The sequence below is a fragment of the Mycobacterium sp. ITM-2016-00317 genome (assembly GCF_002968295.1).
Taxonomy (GTDB): Bacteria; Actinomycetota; Actinomycetes; order Mycobacteriales; family Mycobacteriaceae; genus Mycobacterium.
In genome coordinates this window covers 98,386-116,999 of record NZ_CP134399.1, presented here as the reverse complement: position 1 = coordinate 116,999, position 18,614 = coordinate 98,386, and the positions used below count along the sequence as shown (strand labels likewise).

The following is an 18,614-nucleotide window of genomic DNA, read 5'->3' as shown; positions in this document are numbered from 1 at the left end:
CGCCTACTCGCTGATGCTCATGCGTGCGTGCACCGAGGCGATCGCCGCGGCCATGTCGGTACCGTCGATCTCGCTGAGCTGCTCGACATCGAGGGCGTCGAAGTCCAGCGACCGGGCCAGCCGCATGTCCCGGGTCTGTTCCCCGGCCTCCACCAGTTGGCGGGCGTAGCGGCCGTTTCCGGCCACGTCGAGCGCGGGCTTGCCGTTCGACGTGCTGCGGCTCAACAACGTCGCGGCCTCCAGCACGTGTTTGGCGGCCTCGTCGGTGAGGCTCGAATCATTGGCGGCGGCAATCACTCTGGCGATCTCGACGATCTCCTCCGGGGAGTAGGAGTCGAACTCGATGCGGGTGGAGAACCGGGACCGCAGCCCGTCGTTGACCTCCAGCAGACGGTCGATGTCGTTGCTGTACCCGGCGATGATCACGACCAGGCGGTCACGGTCGTTCTCCATGCGGGCCAGCAGCGTGTCCAGCGCCTCCGTGCCGAACGGGTCGGCGCGGCCGTCGCGCTCCTGCACCAGGGTGTAGGCCTCGTCGATGAACAGCACCCCGCCCATCGCCCGGTCGATGGTGCGGGCCGTCTTCACCGCGGACTGCCCCTCGTACTCCGCGACGAAATCCTTGCGCGAGGTCTCGACGAGCTTGGGCTCGGCGATCACCCCCAGTCCGGCCAGGATGTTGGCGACCACCCGTGCGATCGTCGTCTTGCCGGTCCCGGGCGGGCCGGTGAAGATCATGTGCTTGGACGCCTGGGCGACTTTCATCCCGCGGGCGGCACGGACTTTCGCCATCTGGGTGGCCGCACGGTAACGCTCGATCTGCTGCTTGACGCTGGTGAGCCCGATCTGGCGGTCGAGTTCGGCCTGCGCGTCGGCCAGCAGCTTGTCCCGGCCGGAGTTGTCGGCCTCCACGCTGGCGGGATCCCACGGGTCCCGGCGGGACGCGATCTGCTCGGCGGTGGTGGTCTGCAAACGGTATGCCGGGTCCTTCAGCGCCGCAGCGACTTCAGGCGACGGGTGGGTGGCCTGCAGCCACTCCAGCAGCCGGACGGCGGCCTCCTCGTTGCCCAGCGCACGGTATGCCATCGCCGAGTACCACGCGATGGTGCGGTTGCACGCCTGCCCTGCCGGTGCCGAATTGGCTTCTACCAGGCGGCGTTCGGCTTCGGTGGACAAACCCAGGTTGGCGGCGGCCACACCGTGGGCCACCAGTGCGGCGCCGGCCAGGAACCTGTCGGGCCAGGCGGAGCCCGCGTTGCGCACCTCGTCGATCACGTCGGTCCAGCGTCCGGCGGCGCCGTAGACGACCGCTTTGACCCAGGACACCAGATGTTCGCCGCCCGCGGCAGGCGCGTCGTCGAGTGCTTCCATCGCGTCGGCATAGTTGCCGACCGCTGCCTCGCTCACCGCGAAACCCAACGTGATCGCCAGTGGCGAGTTCACCGGATAGGTGATGTCGCCGTACATGCCGCCGATCGGCACGCGCGCACCCACACTGTTCATCGAGAGCTCCGCGGTCCGGCCAGCTTGCCGAAGTTGTTGCGCGAGTACCAGGCCCGGAACATCGTCACCCGGTCGGTGTCACCGCATCTGATCCGCCCCACCCAGGCGTCGCATGCGGTCTCGTCGGCGGTGGTGATCTCGGTGAACAGTTCCAGCGACCGTGCCTGCGAGGTAGGCAGCAGGCCTACCGCGGTGCCGAAGATGCCGGCCAATTGTTCAGTCACTCGTCACCTACGTAGCGGGTCGTGAACAGTTCGGCGCGGGCGGCCCGAGCCTGTTCCGGGGTGGGCAGGTCCAGGTCCCGGGTCAGGAAGTCGCGCGTGGCCGCATGGTCGTGGCCCTGCTGCCGCATCCCGTCCAGCATCGAGGTGTACTGCGCCGATCTGGCGTCCTGGGTGGCCAAACCGGCGATCACGACGATCTCGTCGGCGAGTACCGCCTCGGGAAGCTCCGCCGCCTTCGGCGACAGGTCGACCTGCTGGACGCGTCCGTCCAGATACGCCGTCACGGCCACGGTTCCGGGCGGGTTGGTCACGGTGAAGGTCGGCATCGGATCGGTGTCGGCGGGCGGGGGCGCTGATCGGCGCCGACCGAGAACCGCTTCCAGGTCGCTGTCGTCCTCCTCGCGCGCCCCGCTGAGGTCCAGCGCCGCCAGGTCATCGTGGTCCCCGCCGTCGGGAAATCCGTCGGCGCCGGACGCAGACGCGTCCGGGGTCCCGGGCGGAGGGTTGGCCACCGTGTCTTTCGCCTTTCAGTCCGCGTTCGTGTTGTCGAGGGCGTCTCGGTGGTCGAACCACGTCTTCGACGGCAGGAACTCGATCAGGCCGTCGAGCGCGCGCTGCAAGTTCTCCGCGGTACCCGGCAGGAAGCTCCCGTACAGCTCGTTGCCGACCCGCCTCGGAATGGACACGATCCGGCCGTGCGGCGAATCGAGCACGCCCGCGCCCGCACCCGCGTGCGAGCAGGTCCCGCCGGGGTGCCGCTCGTTGGCGGTGATCTCCACCCAGCTGTCCGGGTTCGCCGTAGCGTCGGCGTAGATCTTGGCCGACAGCGGCGGCTGGCCGTAGCCGGCGATCTGATCGGCGGTGCGCGCCTGCGCCAGCGTGGCCGCGATACCGGTCAACGGCTGGACGTCGGCCGGCTCGGCATCGCCGAGCACCACGGTCACCATCGCGGCGAGGCCGATCTGCGGGGCCACCCGCTGCAGCACCAGCATGTCCTCGTCGCGCGCCGCGACGACGTGACGTTCCCCCTTGCGGCACACCACAAAACGGATCATCTTGCCGCCGAGGTCGCGTCGCCACCAGCGGCAGTCGAGGGTGCGGTCGGGGCGGCTGAGCGCGTCGACCATCGCCGCCACCTCGGGATGTGGATCGCCGTAGGCCGTCAGGATGCCCTGGGCGGTCAGATCGCGGGTCACCTGATCCCACACGATCGTGCGCTGATCCTCGTACGGGATGTTGGGGCGGATCCCCAGCGACAGCGGGAAGTCGACAAGGTGCAGCAGGTCGGCGATGACCAGCATGCCGTCGATCGTCACGTCGACACCCACCACGTCGTCGAAGTGGGTGGGTTCGCGGTCCCCGATGAACGGGCGCGCCATCACCGACACTGACCGGGCCGACGAGTCCACGCGCGCCCGATCGTCGCCGCACCGTATTTGCCATCCCCCCGGTGGCCGTCGAACTTAGCCATGGTCTGGCCCCCTTCCCATCGGCAGCGTACCAGCGATAACTACTCCCCTAGGACACTTTTTTGCCCGCACCCGCCGAGTCTGAGGTCAGCCCATGTAGCGTCCGCAGCAATTTGGGACGTGCGTCTGATTAGCTCATTTAGCCGTCTGGCTAATTCAATTGCGTTGGGATGCAGGACGCAGGGGCGACCGGGCCTCCGGATCACGGCAGCCCTGCCACCCGTGCTGACGGGCTGGTCGGTGCCCCAGGCCCCACCATGAGGATTAGTTTGCTGGATAGGAGCCACGGCTAGTCTGGTGCGGCAGCGTCGTAGACCACGAAGCTGTAGACAACGATGAGGAGACGTGTGGTGACCGACCGCGACGACGGACTGCGGGAAGACCCGACCGATTCCGACCCTGTCACCGAGCAGACCAGCGTGATCGTGCCGCCCCCGGCGCGGCCCGGCGAGCTGTTCCACCAGCCCACACCCCCCCAACCGGCGCCGCCCTGGCGGCCCGACGGCCGGCCGCCACAGCGCCCGCAGGGCCGGGTCCCCCATCCCTCGCCGCCCGCGCTGTCGTTCGCGCCCCAACCGGACCCCGACGCACCGTGGACCGCGCCTCAGCCCGCGACGTTCGCCGAGCGCATCCGTCCGGACGAGCTGGTTCCGGCCCGCAAGACCCTGCCGGGGAGCGGCTGGCGCAGGGCGCTCTACAAAGCCAGCTTCGGGCTGATCAACCTCGGCCCGTCGCCGGAGGACAAACGGATGGCGGCCCTGGAAGCCGTCATCCGCAGTCCGCTGCGCGGCAATTTCAAGATCGGCGTGATGGGCAAGGGTGGCGCCGGCAAGACCACCGTTTCGGCGGCCGTGGGATCCGTGCTGGCCGAACTGCGTCAGGACGTCCGGGTGGTCGCCATCGACGCGGACACCGCGTTCGGCAAGCTCGGCAGCCGGGTCGACCCGAAGGCACAGGGATCGTTCTGGGAACTGGCCGCCGATCAGCACCTGGACACATTCGCCGACGTCCGTAACCGCCTGGGCTGCAACGCCGCCGGGCTCTTCGTGCTTGCCGGTGAACCCACTCCGGCCCGCCGCCGGGTCCTGGACCCGACGATCTACCGCGAGGCCGTCTCGAGGCTGGACCGGCATTTCACGATCTCGGTGATCGACTGCAGTTCCACGATGGACTCGCCGGTGACCCAGGAGGTGCTGCGCGATCTGGACGCGCTGGTGGTGGTGTCCTCACCCTGGGTCGACGGCGCCGCGGCCGCCGGTCAGACTCTCGACTGGCTCGCCGCGCGCGGCATGGCGAACCTGCTCCAGCGCACGCTGGTCATCCTCAACGACTCCGACGGGCATGCCGACAAACGCACCAGAAGGATTCTGGCGCAGGAGTTCTCGGCGCACGGTCAGAATGTCATCGAGGTGCCGTTCGACCGTGAGCTGCGACCGGGCGGGGTCATCGACGGGACCGCCGAGATGTCGGCGGCGACGCGGCGCAAGTTCGTCGAACTGGTCGCCGCGCTGGCGGGTTTCTTCCCCGCCGGTGTCACGCGATCTGGCTGACCAGCTGCTCTATCGCGCTGAGCTCGGTGGCCGGCAGCGGCTCGTCGGCCTCGGCCTGCTCGATGCTGCGTTCGGAAACGCCGGCGGCCTGGGCGATTTCGGCGATGGTGAGGTTGGCGGCGCGCCGCGCGGCGTAGAGTCGCTGCCCCATCGTGGCCTGGGGCGCCCGGGCCGCCCGCAGCATGAGGTCGTCGTAGAGGCCGCGCACGGTGCTGAGCGCCTTGATCAGTGCCGGGGTCACCCGGCCGATGCGTGCCGCGCGGGAGGCCACGGCGTCGAGTTGGCGCAGGTCCGTCAGGATCGCGCTGACCCGGGGGACGAAGGTGCTGTCGTCGACCGGCGGGAGCGCGGCCACCGTGGCGCTGAACGCATGCACCGCGGTGATCACCGCCTGCGCGATCAGCGACACCTCGTCACTGCCGGCGGCGGGAGGCTCAGACGACGGGTCCGGCCGGACCGAATCCCCGTTGCGTATCCGGGCGATGGTGCCGGGAGGCCACTGCAGAATCTCTTCCAGCCGCGCCCTGGTCCGCTCCCGTGGCCAGCTCCGGCCCTTCTCGAACGCGATCAGGGCGCCCGCGTTGATGATCCCGTCGGCGGCGAGGCTGCGCTGGCTGATGTTGAGTTCACGCCGACGGGCGGCCGCCGCGGCGCCCGCCCGGACCATGCCGGGATCCGGCGCGCAGGCCGACTCGTCGACCGACTCGGCGTTCGTCATCAACCGGGGTTCCTCAGCTGTCTGGTCACGGCGCGCATTCGTACCGAGCAATGTAGCAACTGTCCCGGCCTGCGCCGGGCACCGTCCAAACTACCCCAGATCGACGGTCTATACCGCATCAATGCAACGGAATGTCATACAGCTGTCACGGCGGCAGAATGCGCCAAAATTCCAGGTTAACCGCGCTTATCCAGCCACTGGCGGATGCTCCGCACGCGGAACCGATGCGCTAACCGTTGCACTGCTACGGTTCGTCGGTTACGTTGTGCTCCATCGCGGCGAGACCGCCGCCAGGCGCAGAGGAGTACGACGATGAATGCAAAGTCCTGGGACGACACCCCGGTCGGCGAGTGCACGCGGGACCCCGAGCGGTGGACCACCACCGCCGACGACGAGGCCAAGGCGATCTGCCGGTCCTGCCCCCGGCGGTGGCTGTGCGCGCGCGAGGCGTGCGAGTCGCCCCGGGCGGAGGGGCTGTGGGCCGGGATCTACGTCCCCGAGGGTGGGCGCGGCCGCACCTTCGCACTGCGCCAGCTCAAGTCCCTGGCCGAGCAGAACGGCTACAGCGTCGGCGAGCGCCGGGTGTATTACGCCGAGAGTGCGTGAGTACTCGGCCCCGGAATACTCCGGCACCGGTGCCCGTTACATGATTCGACGGTGCCGGGCATGCCCCGGGCCCCAAACAAGAAAGTCGCTTCGAGCGACCACTCGCCGAGAGGCGCAGGCGGCACCGTCCCTCCTACCTGGTTTCTCTTCACCAGGTATCGATGAACCGGCTCCCGCTGGGAGCCGGTTTTTTCGTGCCCGTGTCCGCCGCGGCGAACGTGGCCCCGGGTCGCGCTCTGCCTCGGCGCAGGACGCAGGAGGTCTTGTCCGGAATAGCTGTCGTCCTCTCTTTTCACGCACGAAACGGCATGAGGAGAGCCAGGTCAAGCACGACGGGAGCCGATCCGGTCCTGGAGCCGGTCGGGGTGGAGACGAAGGCGAGTCTCGCCGGGCAGCCCGCGACTGTCCGATAGTGCGCTGCCGAAAGGCTGATCGTCCACGGCTGGTGCTACGCCACTAGCCACGGCTTGGAGCAGCGCTTCGCGGCTTTGCCGGCGATCGCCGGTGAGAATTGCGATCACTCAGCCCGCCGCACAACAGGATCAACGAACATGACGACCGCGCGCCCCGCCGATATCGCCGCGGACCAGCGCTTCGAGAGTGTCGTTTACGTCGTCGAACTTCGTTGTCGCCAAATTGCGTTTGGTCTTCCCTTCGCCGGTGCGAGTGAGCGTCTCCTGCAGATCGGCACGGTTTCCCCACAACGACCCGAACTAGGACCGCTCGACACGGACGAAGGGAAACAGTGGGAGTTCCACTGTCGTTCTCATGAGGCCCACCTGTGAGAGGGCGCCCTCGATCGCGAGGGTCGACGCGGCCAGCCCAAGGGATTCCGAAGATCCTGCGCAGTGCAGCACGGCATCGACCGTTCGGCGGTTGGCGGTTGGCGGTTGGCGAGGTCGTCCAGTTAGGCCAAGCGGACATCATGTGGCCAGTTGCCTCATGTCAAGATGCGCGCGAAGGGTGCTTCGTTGCCTCACGTGAGCGTGCGCGCTTGGTGACTGGAGCGGGTGCGTTGCCTGGGGCTTTGCTGGTGGCCAGAGTAAAGAGCTGGGTGGTCAACGCCTGGATCTGGCGTCGGGTAGCGGCCGGATTGATTAGCGAGTAGGTCCGTTTGAGTGCCACGATGCGGTCCACGGTCATGCTCGGGTGGTTGATCGCACGGTGAAACGGGGTGGTGGCCTTGTCGTGTTTCCTGGACACTTTGGCGCCTGTGCGGACTTTGGAGATCAATTTTTGTTGGGGGTGGAAGTAGTTGGTTAGCTTCGACTGCAGCTGCCAGATCTCGTTGAGTAGCAACAGCTCTGACGCGGTGTCATAGCGGTAGTAGCCCACCACCGTGCGGACCACCGCCCAGTTCTTCTGCTCGACGTGACAGCCGTCGTTCTTGTTGCCCGGCCGTGACCGGGTGAACGTGATGCGGCGGTCTTGGCACCATGCCAGCAGGTCGTCGTTGATGAACTCTGATCCGTTGTCGGAGTCCACGCCGAGAATGGGGAACGGCATCGCCGCGGCGACGTGATTGAGTGCAGCCAGTATGTGTTTGGCCATCCTGTCGGGCATTGAACGGCTCTCGGTCCAGCCGGTGGCGATGTCGGTGACCGTCAGCGTGAAGGCATGACCCCCACCGCGGAGGCCGCCGTCGTGGAATACCGTATCGATCTCGACGAAGCCGGGCACCACGTCATCCCATTGGGCCCAGGTACGCACGGCGATCTGGCTTTTGAGCAGTGACCCCGGCTTGGTGCCCACGCGCCCCCTGATCTTGCATCTGGCCCGCTCATCGGCCAGGCGGCGATCGATGGTGGCTGCCGACATCGACACCAGCAGTGCCGCGGTCTCGTCGCTGATGACCAGCTCCCGGAAGTGACGCAGGACGGCCACCAACTCGGCGAGCATCGGTGCCAGCCGTTTGCCGGCGGGCATGCCCAACACCGTCCAGCAGACCGTCAGCGCAGCGATGACCTCGGTTCCGTAGTGCACCGGTCGAGGACCGCGCAGGGTAATGACGGTGGGCGCCAGTGCGGCTTTGAGGGCCTTACGGGCATGGCTGCGATGCCAGCCGGTGTTGGCACACAACTCATCGAGGATCAGACCCTTATCGCGCTTACTCGCCCCCTGGTAGCGAGTCGCGGTGGTCTCGGTGATTGCTCTGCGCTGAGCCAATGTCAACCCCATCCACTTGGCCTACGCGCGCATTTTCAGCGAGGCAACGAATCACCCTTTCGCGCGCATTTTTGATGAGTCAACGCGGTGGGCTCTTGGTGTGCGGGCCGCACATATCTTCGGGCGTTCGCCGTCCGATGAGGACGCGCGTGCAAATCCGGCGTCCACAAGCGATGGAGAGCAACACCGTCTGTGCGGAGAACCGGCCCGGGGTGGCCAGTCCGCCCGTTCGAGCAACCCCGGCTGTACGCGGCGGCCCCACCTGACGACGAAGGTGCCGGGTCGACCATGCCCTTGGTCTGGAAGCTGCTCTAGAAAATGACGCGCAGGTGGTGCAAATGCACTACGTCGCAGTCGAGCAGTACCCGGCGACTGCGCAGCATCAGGCCCACACCGTCGTCGACGAGGGTATCTACCCGCTCGGCAGTGGCGAAGGTAGGGGGGTCGCCTCGGTGGTTCCAGCTCAGCAGGACGTTGGCCGACACCAGCAGGTCGGTGTCGGCGCTGCGGAGAATGCGGGTGTTGGTCACGAAATGCCTTGTGCGCGTTGGGAGGTTCTCGGCGTAGGCGGTGGCGATGAAGTCCTCGGAGACCCGCTTGACCCAGAGGTCGATGGTGTGCCTGGTCTCCACGGCGAACAGGCCGCGATCAGTGTAGTCGCGGTCGCGGGCCCCGTCCCGGGTTACCGGGATCGGCACTTCGTAGCGGAAATCTGGATGCAGCCACCGCGCCCAGCCGGCGATGTCGTGGGCGTCGAGCTGGGCGGCTTCGCGGGTATAGGCGGCCTCGATGCGGGCGAGTTGGTTCGCCGTGTCGACTTCGGGCACCGTCGGACTCATTGGACCTGCTCCTTGTGGTCAGCCAGCCGGGCGGCCCACTCGGCGAGAAACGCGCGTTGGAGCACCTCGGTGTTCAGCGGCGCCACGTAGACCCGGCCCGGGAGGCGGTGCCCTTCGACGGTCGCGCTGGATTCGAGGTGCGCACCGCCGAGGAACAGGAAATCATTGGCACCGGCGCGCGTTCCGGTGTTGACCGACGTCACCGACGCTCCGTTGGCCAGATCGTCGGGTTCAAAAGTGCCACTCACTCCGAGCGTACGCACCAACGACTCCTGCGACCACCGTTTCCACTGCTCGGAGGCGTCCCGCGGCACCAGGATCCACATCCAGATCTCGGAGCTGGTGGGCCCCAGCGGGTGCGCCTGGCGCAACATGAATCCCGAGGTGGGCGGCGCATCCGGGTCGCCGGTGGTGTCGTGCACGAGTTCGATGAAGCTGAAGTTGGGGAACAGATTGCCCTTGCACACAACATTGTTGCTGACGAACCACCGCTGCGCCTGGGTCCCGTGCGCGTGGAACTGGGCCAGGAGTTCGTCGGGATAGCCCGGATAGTGCTGCGTTTCTGCGATCGGTAGTTTGGTCGCCGCCAGGCCGTGTCCCCCGTCGGCGACCACGGTGTAGGACGTCGGTTTGAGTTCGCCGGCGCCGAAGACACCGAGTTTGATCGGGTTGGCGTGCAACGTGTCCAAATGCAGGCTGTCCATGGCGAAGTTCTCCACCGACAGCTTCCAGTTGCAACGGGTCCGCCACCGCAGGGGCGCGCCCATCACCTCCCAGCCGTTGACCGCCTTGCCCAGCAGCGCGTCGAGATAGAAGGACATGTCGCCGAGCCAGTCGGTGAACTCCGCAGCCTCGGCAGCCCAGGTGGCGAACACCAGTCCACGATAGGTGGCCACCCGCGCCCTGCTCAGCCCGTGCTGCGCCCGGTCGACGTCGGCCGGGTACAACCGCCGGTTGCGCAGGCCCCTGAGCTTTCCGTCGATGTCGTACACCCAGCCGTGGTACATGCAGGTGAACCGCGGGGCGTTGCCGCTGTCGCTGCGGCAGAGCTGGGTTCCGCGGTGGGCGCAGGCGTTGAGGAGTACGTTCACCACGCCGGTGGTGCCCCGGCACAGGATGACTTCGTCGTCACCCATGCGCCGGGTCACATAGTCGCCGGGGGCTGAAATCTCGCTCTCGTGGCCGACGAACAGCCACGAGCTCGCGAACACGTGCGCCATCTCGTCGGCGAAGACGCGCTCGGAGAAGACGGACGAGCGCTCGAGCCGGGTGAAACTCCCGGTGGCGGACGAGTGTGAGGTCATGGCGGGTCGTCGGCGCTGCCGGTCAGCAGTCGCCGCTGGCCATCTTGGCGCGTGCGTCGGTGAGGTTGTCGCGCGTGATCTCGAGACCCGCGACCTCGATGAACCTGTTCTCGGGCTTCGACCCGTCACGCAGATTGGCGATCAGCGCCGACGCGCCGGCGCGCCCGGTCGCGTAGCCGCAAAGGCTGATCGTCATGTCCAGTGTCCCGGACTCGACGGCCTGCAGTGCCGGCTCGCCGCCGTCGGTCCCGATGATCACGATGTCGTCCATCGCCCGGCCACGCTGCTGGACCGCCATGATCCCGCCCAGCGCGATGTCGTCGTTGTCGTAGTACAGCGCGTCGAGATTCGGATTGGCGGTCAGGACGTTCTCGGTGGCGGTCAGGCCGGCGTCCGAACTGAACTCGCCGGCATAGGGTCCGTCGACGACAGTGATGCCAGGGTTCGCTTCGAACACCTCCATCGCTCCCTTGGACTGCAGTTCGCTGAACGTCAGACCGCGGATGCCGTGGACATAGCCAACTGTGCCTTGGCCGCCCAGCGCGTCGACGATGTACTGCGCCTTGCGGCGGCCGATCTCCACGTATTCCTGGCCGGCGTGGGCCAGTTGGGACTGGTGGCCGGCCGCGTCGATGTCGTTGGCGAGGGTGACCACCGGTACCCCGCTGGTCGATGCCTGCTGAATGACGGGCAGCAAAGCCCCCGGATCGACGGGCACGATGAGCATGCCGTTCGGTGAGGTGCTCAGGGCGTTCTCGAGTTGGTCGTACTGCTGCTGAGGGTTGGTCTCGCCGTAGGTGACGTCGACGGTCGTGTGGCCGTCCTCCTCGGCCTGGTCCTGGACTCCGCGGATCATGTCCTGGAAGTAGGGCAGGGTGCGCGAGTAGACGTTCATCGCCAGCCGCAACGGCTGGTCGGCGGCAACGGTCTCGGTGGCGCCGCCCTGGGCACCGGTGTCCTGCGAGCAGGCGGTCAGGCTGACGAACAAGGCGCCGGTGGCGACGAGGGTTGCCGCCTTCGACAGGGATGACATGGACATGAGGAATCCTCGCTTCTCGGATGGGTGAGGTGGTGCGGGTGCGCTAGGGGTGTGGAACGGAGTTGCGTGCCGGCCCTTGGGACGGCTTGGGATCGGTGGTTTCGGGTGCTGAGGCGCCGCTGTCGGTCTTCTCGGCATCGGTGGCCAGCGAGATGGTGCCCACGCCGCCGGGTTCGACGGCAGAGCCCTCACGTCGCGAGCGCACGAGCCGCCTGCGCAGGAAATCCGCGGAGGCAGCCAGTATGAGCACCGCACCGATGACGATGTTCTTGAAGTCCTCGCTGATACCGCTGATGTCGAGGCCGTTACGCAACACCGCGATGAGCAGCACACCCCACAGGGTGCGCACGATCGAGCCGCGCCCGCCGGTGAGACTGGTCCCACCGACGACGACCGCCGCGATGGCTTCCAGCGCCAACGTGGCGTTGGCGTTGGGCTGGCCGGACTGGACGCGAATCAGCAGTGCCATACCGGCCAGCGCGGCGGTGAGCCCGGAGATCAGGAACACCAGCATGGTGACGCGGGGAATCGAGATGCCCGACAGGCGAGCGGCTTCGCGGTTACCGCCGACGGCCAGTACCTGGTAGCCGAACACCGTCTGCCGCTGCAGCCACCACAGCACGAAGAACACCGCCGCGGTGATCCACACCAGCACGGGCAGCCCGGCCACCCGCAGGGTGGACAGCGAGCGGAATCCCTCGGGCAGACCGGTGACCACGCCACCGTTGGTCAGCGCCAGCGCGATCGCCGAACTGATGATCATCGTGCCGAGCGTGGCGATGAACGACGGCACTTCCAGGAACGTCACCACCGCACCGTTGACGAGGCCGAACACCAGACCCAGCAGCAGACATACGGCGATTCCCACCGCCGCAGATCCGGTGCTCACCATGACCGTCGCGCCCAGCACGCTGATCAGAGCCGAGGCAGCACCGGTCGACAGATCCAGTTGTCCCGCCATGATCACGAACGTCGCACCAAAGGCCACGATCGCAAGGATCGAAGCCTGCGTGAGGATGTTGGTGACGTTCATCCGCGACAGAAAGGCGTCGTTGGTGAACCCGAGATACAGCACCAGCAGGACGAGTACGGCGGGGACGAACGCCTTGTCGAAGAGCTCGCCGATCACTCGTGTCGGTCGCACATCCGGTGGCCCCTTGCGCTCGGTGCCGGCGGTGGATGTAGTCATGGGCGGGCTCCTTGGGCCGGCTGGGGATCCCCGACGACGAGCGCGGCCAGAGTGGGTTCGTCGAGGTCGTTGGCGGGTAGTACGTGGGCAAGGGCTCCGTGGCGGAAAACGGCGACCCTATCGGCGAGGGTGAGAACCTCCGCGATGTCGGTGGAGTACACCACCACCGCTTTGCCGCCCTCGGCGACGAAATCGCGCAGCAGCTCATGGATCTGGGCCCGGCCGCCGATGTCGACGCCCTGGGTGGGCTCCTCGATGGCCATGACCTTGGTGTCGGAGGCCAACAGCTTGGCGATCATCACCTTCTGTTGGTTACCGCCGGACAGGGTGGCAGCGGCGACGTCGAGGCCGGCCATCTTGATCCCTAACCTCGTTCGGTAGTCCTCGGCTCGGCGGTGCAGCATCCGCCGTGAAAGCCACGCCGACCTGCCGACCCGGTCGAACGAAGCCAACGATACGTTGAATGCGCAGGTCTGTTCGACGACGAGTCCGCGACCCTTGCGGTCCTCGGGGATCAGGCCGATACCCCATTTCTGGGCGTCACGGACGGAGCAGATGGTGGCGTGCTTTCCGGCCACCTCACACGTGCCCCTCAGCGGCACGTCGCCGCCCAGCATGGCCACCACGGTTGCCGCACCCGAGCCTAAAAGCCCAGTGACGGCCAGGATCTCACCCTCGTGGACGTCAAGGTCGACACCGGCCCGACCATCCACGATACGCAGGTCGCGCAGCCCTACCAGCACCTCCGGCTGGGCCGACGTCGACCGTCGGGGCCGCTGACGCCGTGGCCGCTCGCCGATCATCATCGTCGTCAGGTCGGTGGTCGACAGATCCGCTGCCAGCCGCTGATCTACCCTACGGCCGTCGCGCAGCACCGTCACCTGATCCGCGGTGGCGATCACCTCATCGAGGCGATGTGATACGAAGGCCAGGCCAAGGCCCTGCCCACGCAGCGTGCACATCAACTCCAGCACCTGGTCGGCGACCGACGGTTCCAGTGCCGCGGTGGGCTCGTCGAGGATCACGAACCGCGGCTCGCGCAGCATCGCCCGGGCGATCTCGACGAACTTGCGCTCGGCGGGTCCCAGCGAGCTCACCACCGCCCGCGGGTCGACGCGGACGCCGAGTCGTTCGAACAACTCCTCGACTCGAGTGCGCCATCGCCCATGGTCCACCGCACCAGCAGCTTTGGCTCTGCGAGGCGGCCGCGGAGTGCCGGCCAGCAGGTTGTGCTCGACCGACATGTGTGGGAAGAGGTTGTAATTCTGGTGCACCACGGCGATGCCGGCGGACTGAGCGGCTTGCGGCGACGCCCACGTCACCGGTTCGCCGTCCAGACGCAGGGTGCCACGGGTCGGCTTGACCGCACCTGTAAGAACCTTGATCAACGTCGACTTGCCGGAGCCGTTCTCGCCGATTAGCGCTTGGATCTGGCCACCGACCAAGTCGAAGTCCACATCGCGCAGCACCACCACACCGGAGTAGTCGTGGGTGGCGCCCGCCACCCCGAACCGGCCCGGGGTGGTCCCGATGTCGGGGAGCCTGGCCCCGTCCCCGTTGACCGGCGTCGCGATCCCCGTCATTCTCCCTCCGGCCCTTGACCATTGACGCATCCTGCCGCGGGTCCGGTTGCCGCACCGACCTTCTCGTACTTCCGAACTTCGTTGACGACCTCGAGGCACTGATCGCGGCTCCGGTTCAGCTGCGTTTTGGATACGGGGAACCCCTCGAAGGCCCGCTCGTAGGACAGCGACTCCCACCCGTACTCGTGGGGCAGGACGTTGGCAGCGGCGATCAGGGTTTGCAGCTCCGGCATGATCGCCCTGCCCTGCGCACAGATGACCGCGAGCCGCGAGCCGCGCGGCACGTCGGCGGAGCGGTCGACCGAGCCAATCCCCGGTATCGTCGAATTGCGCACCGAACCAATGCAATTCGGCTCCAGGGTGGTGTCGCCATCCACTACGGCGCCGCTTTCCAACAGCAGCCAGTGATCGGTCAACGGATGCCCTCCTTGATGGCAAACTCGGAAACGATTTCGGCGAACGACGGTGGGTCCTCGAAGTACGGCGCGTGCCCGCAGCCTGGCATCACCGCGAAGTGTGATCCGGGGAGCAACTCGTGGGCCTGTTCTCCCATCGGCAACGGCGTCCACCGGTCCTCGGCGCCCCACACGATCAGCACCGGCAGGTCGGGTCGCTCGCTGCGCAGGCGGGCGTCCTGGCGGTCGAGGTTGGCCTCGGAGTTGAGTGCGGTGGCCGCGGCCGAGAGGGCGAATGCGGCGCCGGCAGACGAGTTGATCATGGACTCCTCCCGCACCCACGCGTCGGTGACCATCTGCGGATCGGAGACCAGGAACCCGAGCTTGCTGCGCACGGCTTCCTGGCTGCCGTTGGAGACATTCTCCGGTGCCACCTTGTTCTCCTCGGGCAACTCGGAAATCCCCATGGTGCCGATAAGCACGACCGCCTTGACCAAATCGGGCCGGTCGCAGGCGATTCGGGCCGAGACATGCCCACCCAGCGAGGTGCCGGCGATCACCACGTCGGTCAACCCGAGCTCGTCCAGCACCGCGGCGACGAAGTCTGCGAACCCGCGCGGCCGGTAGTCGAGGCTTTCCGTCTTGTCTGCCAGACCATGGCCGGGGAAGTCGATCGCGTAAATGTGGAAGCCTGCCGCCACCAGTGCCGGAATGACCGGGATGAACCGGTCGGCACGCGACCCGACCCCGTGGAGGCAGATCAGCGGAGTCTCGCCGCCCTCGGACTCCACCACCCGCGTCCGGATACCCTTGGCGGTCAAAGGATAGGTGATCACCTGGTCGCGCCCGTGGTTGAATGGCAACGGGGCAGGCGTGGCGGCGCTCATCGAGTGGCCTTGGGCTGGGCCAGTGCCGCGAACTCGAAGCCCAGTCCTACTGCGCCCAGCGCCTTTCCGACGTTAGCGCATCCGACGCGCACCTGATCGCCGGGATCGGTGCCGTCAGTGCTCGACTGGCCCGCGACGGCCACCAGGCCGTCGGCCACCGAGACGCGCGAGTAGTCGTCGAAATTGGACAGACTGTCAGCACCGGGGATGTACTGGACCGACATGTTAAGTGGACTCCTTGACCTAAATGTCGTCGGTAAGCGGCGAGTTGTGGGTCAATGTCGGCGCCACATGGGCCACAGTGGAGCGCAGGTGTTTTCGGATCGCCGCCTCCATCGCGTCAGGGGCGCGGTCGCGAAGGGCGTTGAGCATCTCGGCGTGCTCGTGCACGGCCCCGTCAGCGGGGGACCGGCTGGACACCAGGATGCCGACGTAGAACCTGGCGCGGACCGCCAGCGAGCCGATCAAATTCAGCAGATCCTTGTTCGGACAGGGCTCGTAGAGCCGGCGGTGGAACTCCTGGTTGAGCCGCGCCCACACCGCGGGATCGGTGACACCGGCCATCTCGTCGTTGAGCGCCTCCATCTCCTCGACGTGCGCCGCGTCCCCGAAGTCGACCGCCCGGCGGGCCGCCAGCACCTCAAGCTGTTCGCGGATCTCGTAGAGATCGAGCAGCTGCTGGACGGTGGGCTTGGAGACGATGGCCCCGCGGCGCGGATCGATCGTGACCAGTCCTTCGCTAGCCAACGCGTGCAACGCCTCCCGTAGCGGGGTGCGGCTGACGTTGAGCCGTGACGCCAGCTCATCCTGGCGCAGCGGTACGTCCATTGGCACACCGCCGCCGATGATCAAGTCGCGCAACGATTCCTTGACCGCATCTCGCACGGTGCTCCGCGTGATGGGGGCGATGGCCATGCTCTCGCCCCGGCCCCCCGTATGGGAAGTCATGCTGCCGCTCCGTCCGCGATGGCGTTGGTCAGTGTCCCCAACCCGGAGATCGAAATCTCGACGACGTCGCCGGCACGCAGGAAGCGCGGCGGCTTGAAGCCGATGCCCACGCCCAGCGGGGTGCCGGTGGCGATGATGTCACCGGGCAGAAGTGTGATCCCGCCGCTGATGGTGGCGATCAGCTCCTCGATGCTGAAGATGAGGTCGGTGGTCTTCGCGCTTTGCCTCAGCTCGCCGTTTACCCGCGACTCGACGAGCAGGTCGCGGTGGTCGACCTCGTCGGCGGTCACCGCGAACGGACCCATCGGGCAAGTCCCATCCAACGACTTGCCGAGGAACCACTGCCGGTGGCTGTGCTGGAGGTCCCGGGCGGTCACGTCGTTGACGATGGTGTAGCCCCACACATGCGACATCGCCGCGGCCGCGGGGATTTTCGCGCCGCCTGGACCGATGATCACTGCAAGCTCGGCCTCGTAATCCAGCCTCTGGGTCAGGTTGTGGTGGGACGGGATCTCCATCTCGTGTCCGATCACCGTCGACGGCGCTTTGGTGAAGATGACCGGACGGTCCGGAATCCCGCCGCCGGCAGCGGCATTGAAGCCCGACGCGTCGAACTCGATCGAGTGCTCGGCGTAGTTCTGACCGACGCAGAAGATGTTGCGGCGCGGCGTAGGGATCGGCGCCGTAAGGGTTACCTCGGTGAGCGGCTGGCCGGCCTTCTCCACCACGGTGGGCTCGGTGGCGCCGCTGGCAATGTACTCCAGTAGGCCGATCGACTGTCCCGCCCAGTCCACTGCGTCCCCGCCACGTAGCGGAAATACATAGTCGCCGCGGATGACTCCGGCGGTGACAGCGGTGCGCTGCGGACTCGTATATGACACGAACTTCAACTTGAGCCTCCTGCGGCTTGATCGCTGAGGGAACACATCAGGACACCAGCGCACCCGTCCGGGCACCCGCGGGTACGGTGCGGGCGCCCCTGTTCAGTCCGGTCTGGAACAGATTCGTTCCCGAGACTGAGCGCAGCACCCGCGCCCTGATCCAGTCCGCCCGCTCCGGGACCTTGGAGACCGCGAAACCGTAGAGATACGACCACCATTGGACATGATTGGCCAATGGTCGGCAGTCCCGCTCCCACTGCCGCAGGGCCCGAGGGATGTCGGAGTCCTTTTCCAGCGCCATCGCCAGGCCCATCGCGTTGATGAAGGCGGTGTTTGCGGCCTGCCCCAGGTTGGGCGGCATCGCGTGGGCGGCGTCACCGATGATCGCGGCATGTCCCTTCGACCACTGCCGGCAGCGGACATTGACCAGCCGGTCCCAGCGACTGGCCTCGGCGAACCGTTCGACCAGCGGGGCGGCGACCGGAAAGGCACCGGCCCACAGTTCTCGGTCCACGGGCATCACGCTGGCACGCTCGTCGGATACCGGCGCGCTGAGAAAGATGTAGTCTTGGCCGTCGGTACACGGGTTGTACAGCAGTCGCCGATGCCCGCCCCAGTATTCGATGATCGTGTCTTCGGGATCGTCGTCGTTGCGGTCGATCATCATGCGGATCCCGGCCTCAACGCCGTAGTCCATCCATGACGTCGCCGAGATTGACTCGCGCAGGCGAGAATACGCGCCGTCGGCGGCTACCACCAGATCGGCCTTGCGGCGTTCTCCGTCGGCCATCTCCAGCTCGCCCGAGGCACTCAACCCGACCGCTGTCGACGACGTCTTGATGTCGACGCCGAAGGCCCGGGCTTGCGTGATCAACGCCTCGTAAAGATCCGCGCGCGGAGGGAGGAGCAAGCGATCCGACGGTGTGGTGCGGCGCGACATCAGGGGCCGCCCGTGCGCGTCGGCGATGCGCCACTCGGCGATCGTGCGAGCACGGGCCGTGGCCTGGTCGAACGCGCCGATGGTCTCCAGGGCCCGCAGGCCGCTCTCCCAGATCCAGATTCCGGCGCCGAACATTCGCAGCTCGTCGTTGCGCTCGTGCAAGGTCACCGACCATCCGAGTTGTGCCAACCGGCTCGCCAACAACAGGCCGGACAGGCCAGCGCCGGCGATCTCAACAGTTCTTGGCATGTCGCTCCTTGCCGTTCGAGTCACATTCGGGCTCGGTTGCGGATCCCGGATACAGGGTCCCGTACCCACGCCGTCTTCGCATGGCGAAATGAAAAATTTCCTTATGCAACTTCTTCGGCCGACG

General features: G+C 67.0%; 18 protein-coding genes and 1 pseudogene. 3 read left to right on the top strand and 16 right to left on the bottom strand.

What is annotated here, in order from left to right; translation table 11 throughout:
* Window positions 1-3: 3 nt before the first annotated feature.
* From eccA to C6A87_RS00590, 3 genes and pseudogenes are all read right to left on the bottom strand, one after another.
* Window positions 4-1,727 (bottom strand): annotated as a pseudogene (gene eccA / locus C6A87_RS00600) (type VII secretion AAA-ATPase EccA).
* Window positions 1,724-2,239, bottom strand: a complete 516-nt coding sequence (locus C6A87_RS00595) for a hypothetical protein (protein ID WP_311115502.1) — start codon at window positions 2,237-2,239, stop codon at window positions 1,724-1,726. The pseudogene eccA and the gene C6A87_RS00595 overlap by 4 nt, the downstream one beginning before the upstream one ends.
* Window positions 2,240-2,254: 15 nt before the next feature.
* Window positions 2,255-3,106, bottom strand: a complete 852-nt coding sequence (locus C6A87_RS00590) for an ESX secretion-associated protein EspG (RefSeq protein WP_311118137.1) — start codon at window positions 3,104-3,106, stop codon at window positions 2,255-2,257.
* A 437-nt stretch (window positions 3,107-3,543) separates the two neighbouring features.
* Between C6A87_RS00590 and C6A87_RS00585 the strand changes: the two genes are divergently transcribed.
* Window positions 3,544-4,746, top strand: a complete 1,203-nt coding sequence (locus C6A87_RS00585; protein WP_311118136.1) for an ArsA-related P-loop ATPase — start codon at window positions 3,544-3,546, stop codon at window positions 4,744-4,746.
* Here C6A87_RS00585 and C6A87_RS00580 read toward each other — a convergent pair.
* The gene (locus C6A87_RS00580) at window positions 4,730-5,464 is read right to left on the bottom strand and encodes a helix-turn-helix transcriptional regulator (protein WP_311115501.1); all 735 of its coding nucleotides are present in this window, start codon (window positions 5,462-5,464) and stop codon (window positions 4,730-4,732) included. The genes C6A87_RS00585 and C6A87_RS00580 overlap by 17 nt on opposite strands.
* A gap of 312 nt (window positions 5,465-5,776) precedes the next feature.
* Here C6A87_RS00580 and C6A87_RS00575 point away from each other — a divergent pair, with 312 nt between their 5' ends.
* Together C6A87_RS00575 and C6A87_RS00570 are read left to right on the top strand one after the other, a co-directional pair.
* A complete protein-coding gene (locus tag C6A87_RS00575; RefSeq protein ID WP_311115500.1) occupies window positions 5,777-6,070 on the top strand; it encodes a WhiB family transcriptional regulator in 294 nt (97 codons plus the stop codon).
* Window positions 6,071-6,621: 551 nt separating this feature from the next.
* A complete protein-coding gene (locus C6A87_RS00570; protein WP_311115499.1) occupies window positions 6,622-6,855 on the top strand; it encodes a hypothetical protein in 234 nt (77 codons plus the stop codon).
* A 160-nt stretch (window positions 6,856-7,015) separates the two neighbouring features.
* Here the strand turns inward: C6A87_RS00570 and C6A87_RS00565 are convergent, their stop codons facing one another.
* The 12 genes from C6A87_RS00565 to C6A87_RS00510 form a co-directional block, all read right to left on the bottom strand.
* The gene (locus C6A87_RS00565; RefSeq protein ID WP_311115498.1) at window positions 7,016-8,248 is read right to left on the bottom strand and encodes a transposase family protein; all 1,233 of its coding nucleotides are present in this window, start codon (window positions 8,246-8,248) and stop codon (window positions 7,016-7,018) included.
* 299 nt (window positions 8,249-8,547) lie between these two features.
* Window positions 8,548-9,075, bottom strand: a complete 528-nt coding sequence (locus tag C6A87_RS00560; protein WP_311115497.1) for an aromatic-ring-hydroxylating dioxygenase subunit beta — start codon at window positions 9,073-9,075, stop codon at window positions 8,548-8,550.
* Complete coding sequence (locus tag C6A87_RS00555) at window positions 9,072-10,379, bottom strand: aromatic ring-hydroxylating dioxygenase subunit alpha (RefSeq protein ID WP_311115496.1); 1,308 nt, start codon at window positions 10,377-10,379, stop codon at window positions 9,072-9,074. Before C6A87_RS00555 ends, C6A87_RS00560 begins: the two co-directional genes overlap by 4 nt.
* A 22-nt stretch (window positions 10,380-10,401) precedes the next feature.
* The gene (locus C6A87_RS00550; RefSeq protein WP_311115495.1) at window positions 10,402-11,418 is read right to left on the bottom strand and encodes a sugar ABC transporter substrate-binding protein; all 1,017 of its coding nucleotides are present in this window, start codon (window positions 11,416-11,418) and stop codon (window positions 10,402-10,404) included.
* Window positions 11,419-11,461: 43 nt separating this feature from the next.
* On the bottom strand, window positions 11,462-12,607 hold the full coding sequence (locus C6A87_RS00545) for an ABC transporter permease (RefSeq protein ID WP_311115494.1): 1,146 nt from the start codon (window positions 12,605-12,607) through the stop codon (window positions 11,462-11,464).
* Window positions 12,604-14,190 (bottom strand): sugar ABC transporter ATP-binding protein, encoded by a 1,587-nt coding sequence (locus C6A87_RS00540; RefSeq protein ID WP_311115493.1) that lies wholly within the window; start codon window positions 14,188-14,190, stop codon window positions 12,604-12,606. The genes C6A87_RS00545 and C6A87_RS00540 overlap by 4 nt, the downstream gene beginning before the upstream one ends.
* On the bottom strand, window positions 14,187-14,606 hold the full coding sequence (locus C6A87_RS00535) for a hypothetical protein (protein ID WP_311115492.1): 420 nt from the start codon (window positions 14,604-14,606) through the stop codon (window positions 14,187-14,189). Before C6A87_RS00535 ends, C6A87_RS00540 begins: the two co-directional genes overlap by 4 nt.
* Window positions 14,603-15,472 (bottom strand): alpha/beta fold hydrolase, encoded by an 870-nt coding sequence (locus C6A87_RS00530; RefSeq protein ID WP_311115491.1) that lies wholly within the window; start codon window positions 15,470-15,472, stop codon window positions 14,603-14,605. Before C6A87_RS00530 ends, C6A87_RS00535 begins: the two co-directional genes overlap by 4 nt.
* Window positions 15,469-15,696, bottom strand: coding sequence for a RidA family protein (locus C6A87_RS00525; protein WP_311115490.1), 228 nt, complete (start codon window positions 15,694-15,696; stop codon window positions 15,469-15,471). Before C6A87_RS00525 ends, C6A87_RS00530 begins: the two co-directional genes overlap by 4 nt.
* A gap of 19 nt (window positions 15,697-15,715) precedes the next feature.
* Window positions 15,716-16,420 (bottom strand): GntR family transcriptional regulator, encoded by a 705-nt coding sequence (locus C6A87_RS00520; protein ID WP_311115489.1) that lies wholly within the window; start codon window positions 16,418-16,420, stop codon window positions 15,716-15,718.
* On the bottom strand, window positions 16,417-17,301 hold the full coding sequence (locus C6A87_RS00515) for a fumarylacetoacetate hydrolase family protein (RefSeq protein WP_311115488.1): 885 nt from the start codon (window positions 17,299-17,301) through the stop codon (window positions 16,417-16,419). The genes C6A87_RS00520 and C6A87_RS00515 overlap by 4 nt, the downstream gene beginning before the upstream one ends.
* 46 nt (window positions 17,302-17,347) lie before the next feature.
* A complete protein-coding gene (locus tag C6A87_RS00510; RefSeq protein ID WP_311115487.1) occupies window positions 17,348-18,490 on the bottom strand; it encodes an NAD(P)/FAD-dependent oxidoreductase in 1,143 nt (380 codons plus the stop codon).
* Between the last annotated feature and the right edge of the window lie 124 nt (window positions 18,491-18,614).

Coding starts and splice junctions, on each gene's coding strand:
- C6A87_RS00590 (WP_311118137.1), bottom strand. CDS start 3,106: ATGGCGCGCCCGTTCATCGGGGACCGCGAACCCACCCACTTCGACGAC.
- C6A87_RS00580 (WP_311115501.1), bottom strand. CDS start 5,464: ATGACGAACGCCGAGTCGGTCGACGAGTCGGCCTGCGCGCCGGATCCC.
- C6A87_RS00575 (WP_311115500.1), top strand. CDS start 5,777: ATGAATGCAAAGTCCTGGGACGACACCCCGGTCGGCGAGTGCACGCGG.
- C6A87_RS00570 (WP_311115499.1), top strand. CDS start 6,622: ATGACGACCGCGCGCCCCGCCGATATCGCCGCGGACCAGCGCTTCGAG.
- C6A87_RS00565 (WP_311115498.1), bottom strand. CDS start 8,248: ATGGGGTTGACATTGGCTCAGCGCAGAGCAATCACCGAGACCACCGCG.
- C6A87_RS00560 (WP_311115497.1), bottom strand. CDS start 9,075: ATGAGTCCGACGGTGCCCGAAGTCGACACGGCGAACCAACTCGCCCGC.
- C6A87_RS00555 (WP_311115496.1), bottom strand. CDS start 10,379: ATGACCTCACACTCGTCCGCCACCGGGAGTTTCACCCGGCTCGAGCGC.
- C6A87_RS00550 (WP_311115495.1), bottom strand. CDS start 11,418: ATGTCCATGTCATCCCTGTCGAAGGCGGCAACCCTCGTCGCCACCGGC.
- C6A87_RS00545 (WP_311115494.1), bottom strand. CDS start 12,607: ATGACTACATCCACCGCCGGCACCGAGCGCAAGGGGCCACCGGATGTG.
- C6A87_RS00540 (WP_311115493.1), bottom strand. CDS start 14,190: ATGACGGGGATCGCGACGCCGGTCAACGGGGACGGGGCCAGGCTCCCC.
- C6A87_RS00530 (WP_311115491.1), bottom strand. CDS start 15,472: ATGAGCGCCGCCACGCCTGCCCCGTTGCCATTCAACCACGGGCGCGAC.
- C6A87_RS00525 (WP_311115490.1), bottom strand. CDS start 15,696: ATGTCGGTCCAGTACATCCCCGGTGCTGACAGTCTGTCCAATTTCGAC.
- C6A87_RS00520 (WP_311115489.1), bottom strand. CDS start 16,420: ATGACTTCCCATACGGGGGGCCGGGGCGAGAGCATGGCCATCGCCCCC.
- C6A87_RS00510 (WP_311115487.1), bottom strand. CDS start 18,490: ATGCCAAGAACTGTTGAGATCGCCGGCGCTGGCCTGTCCGGCCTGTTG.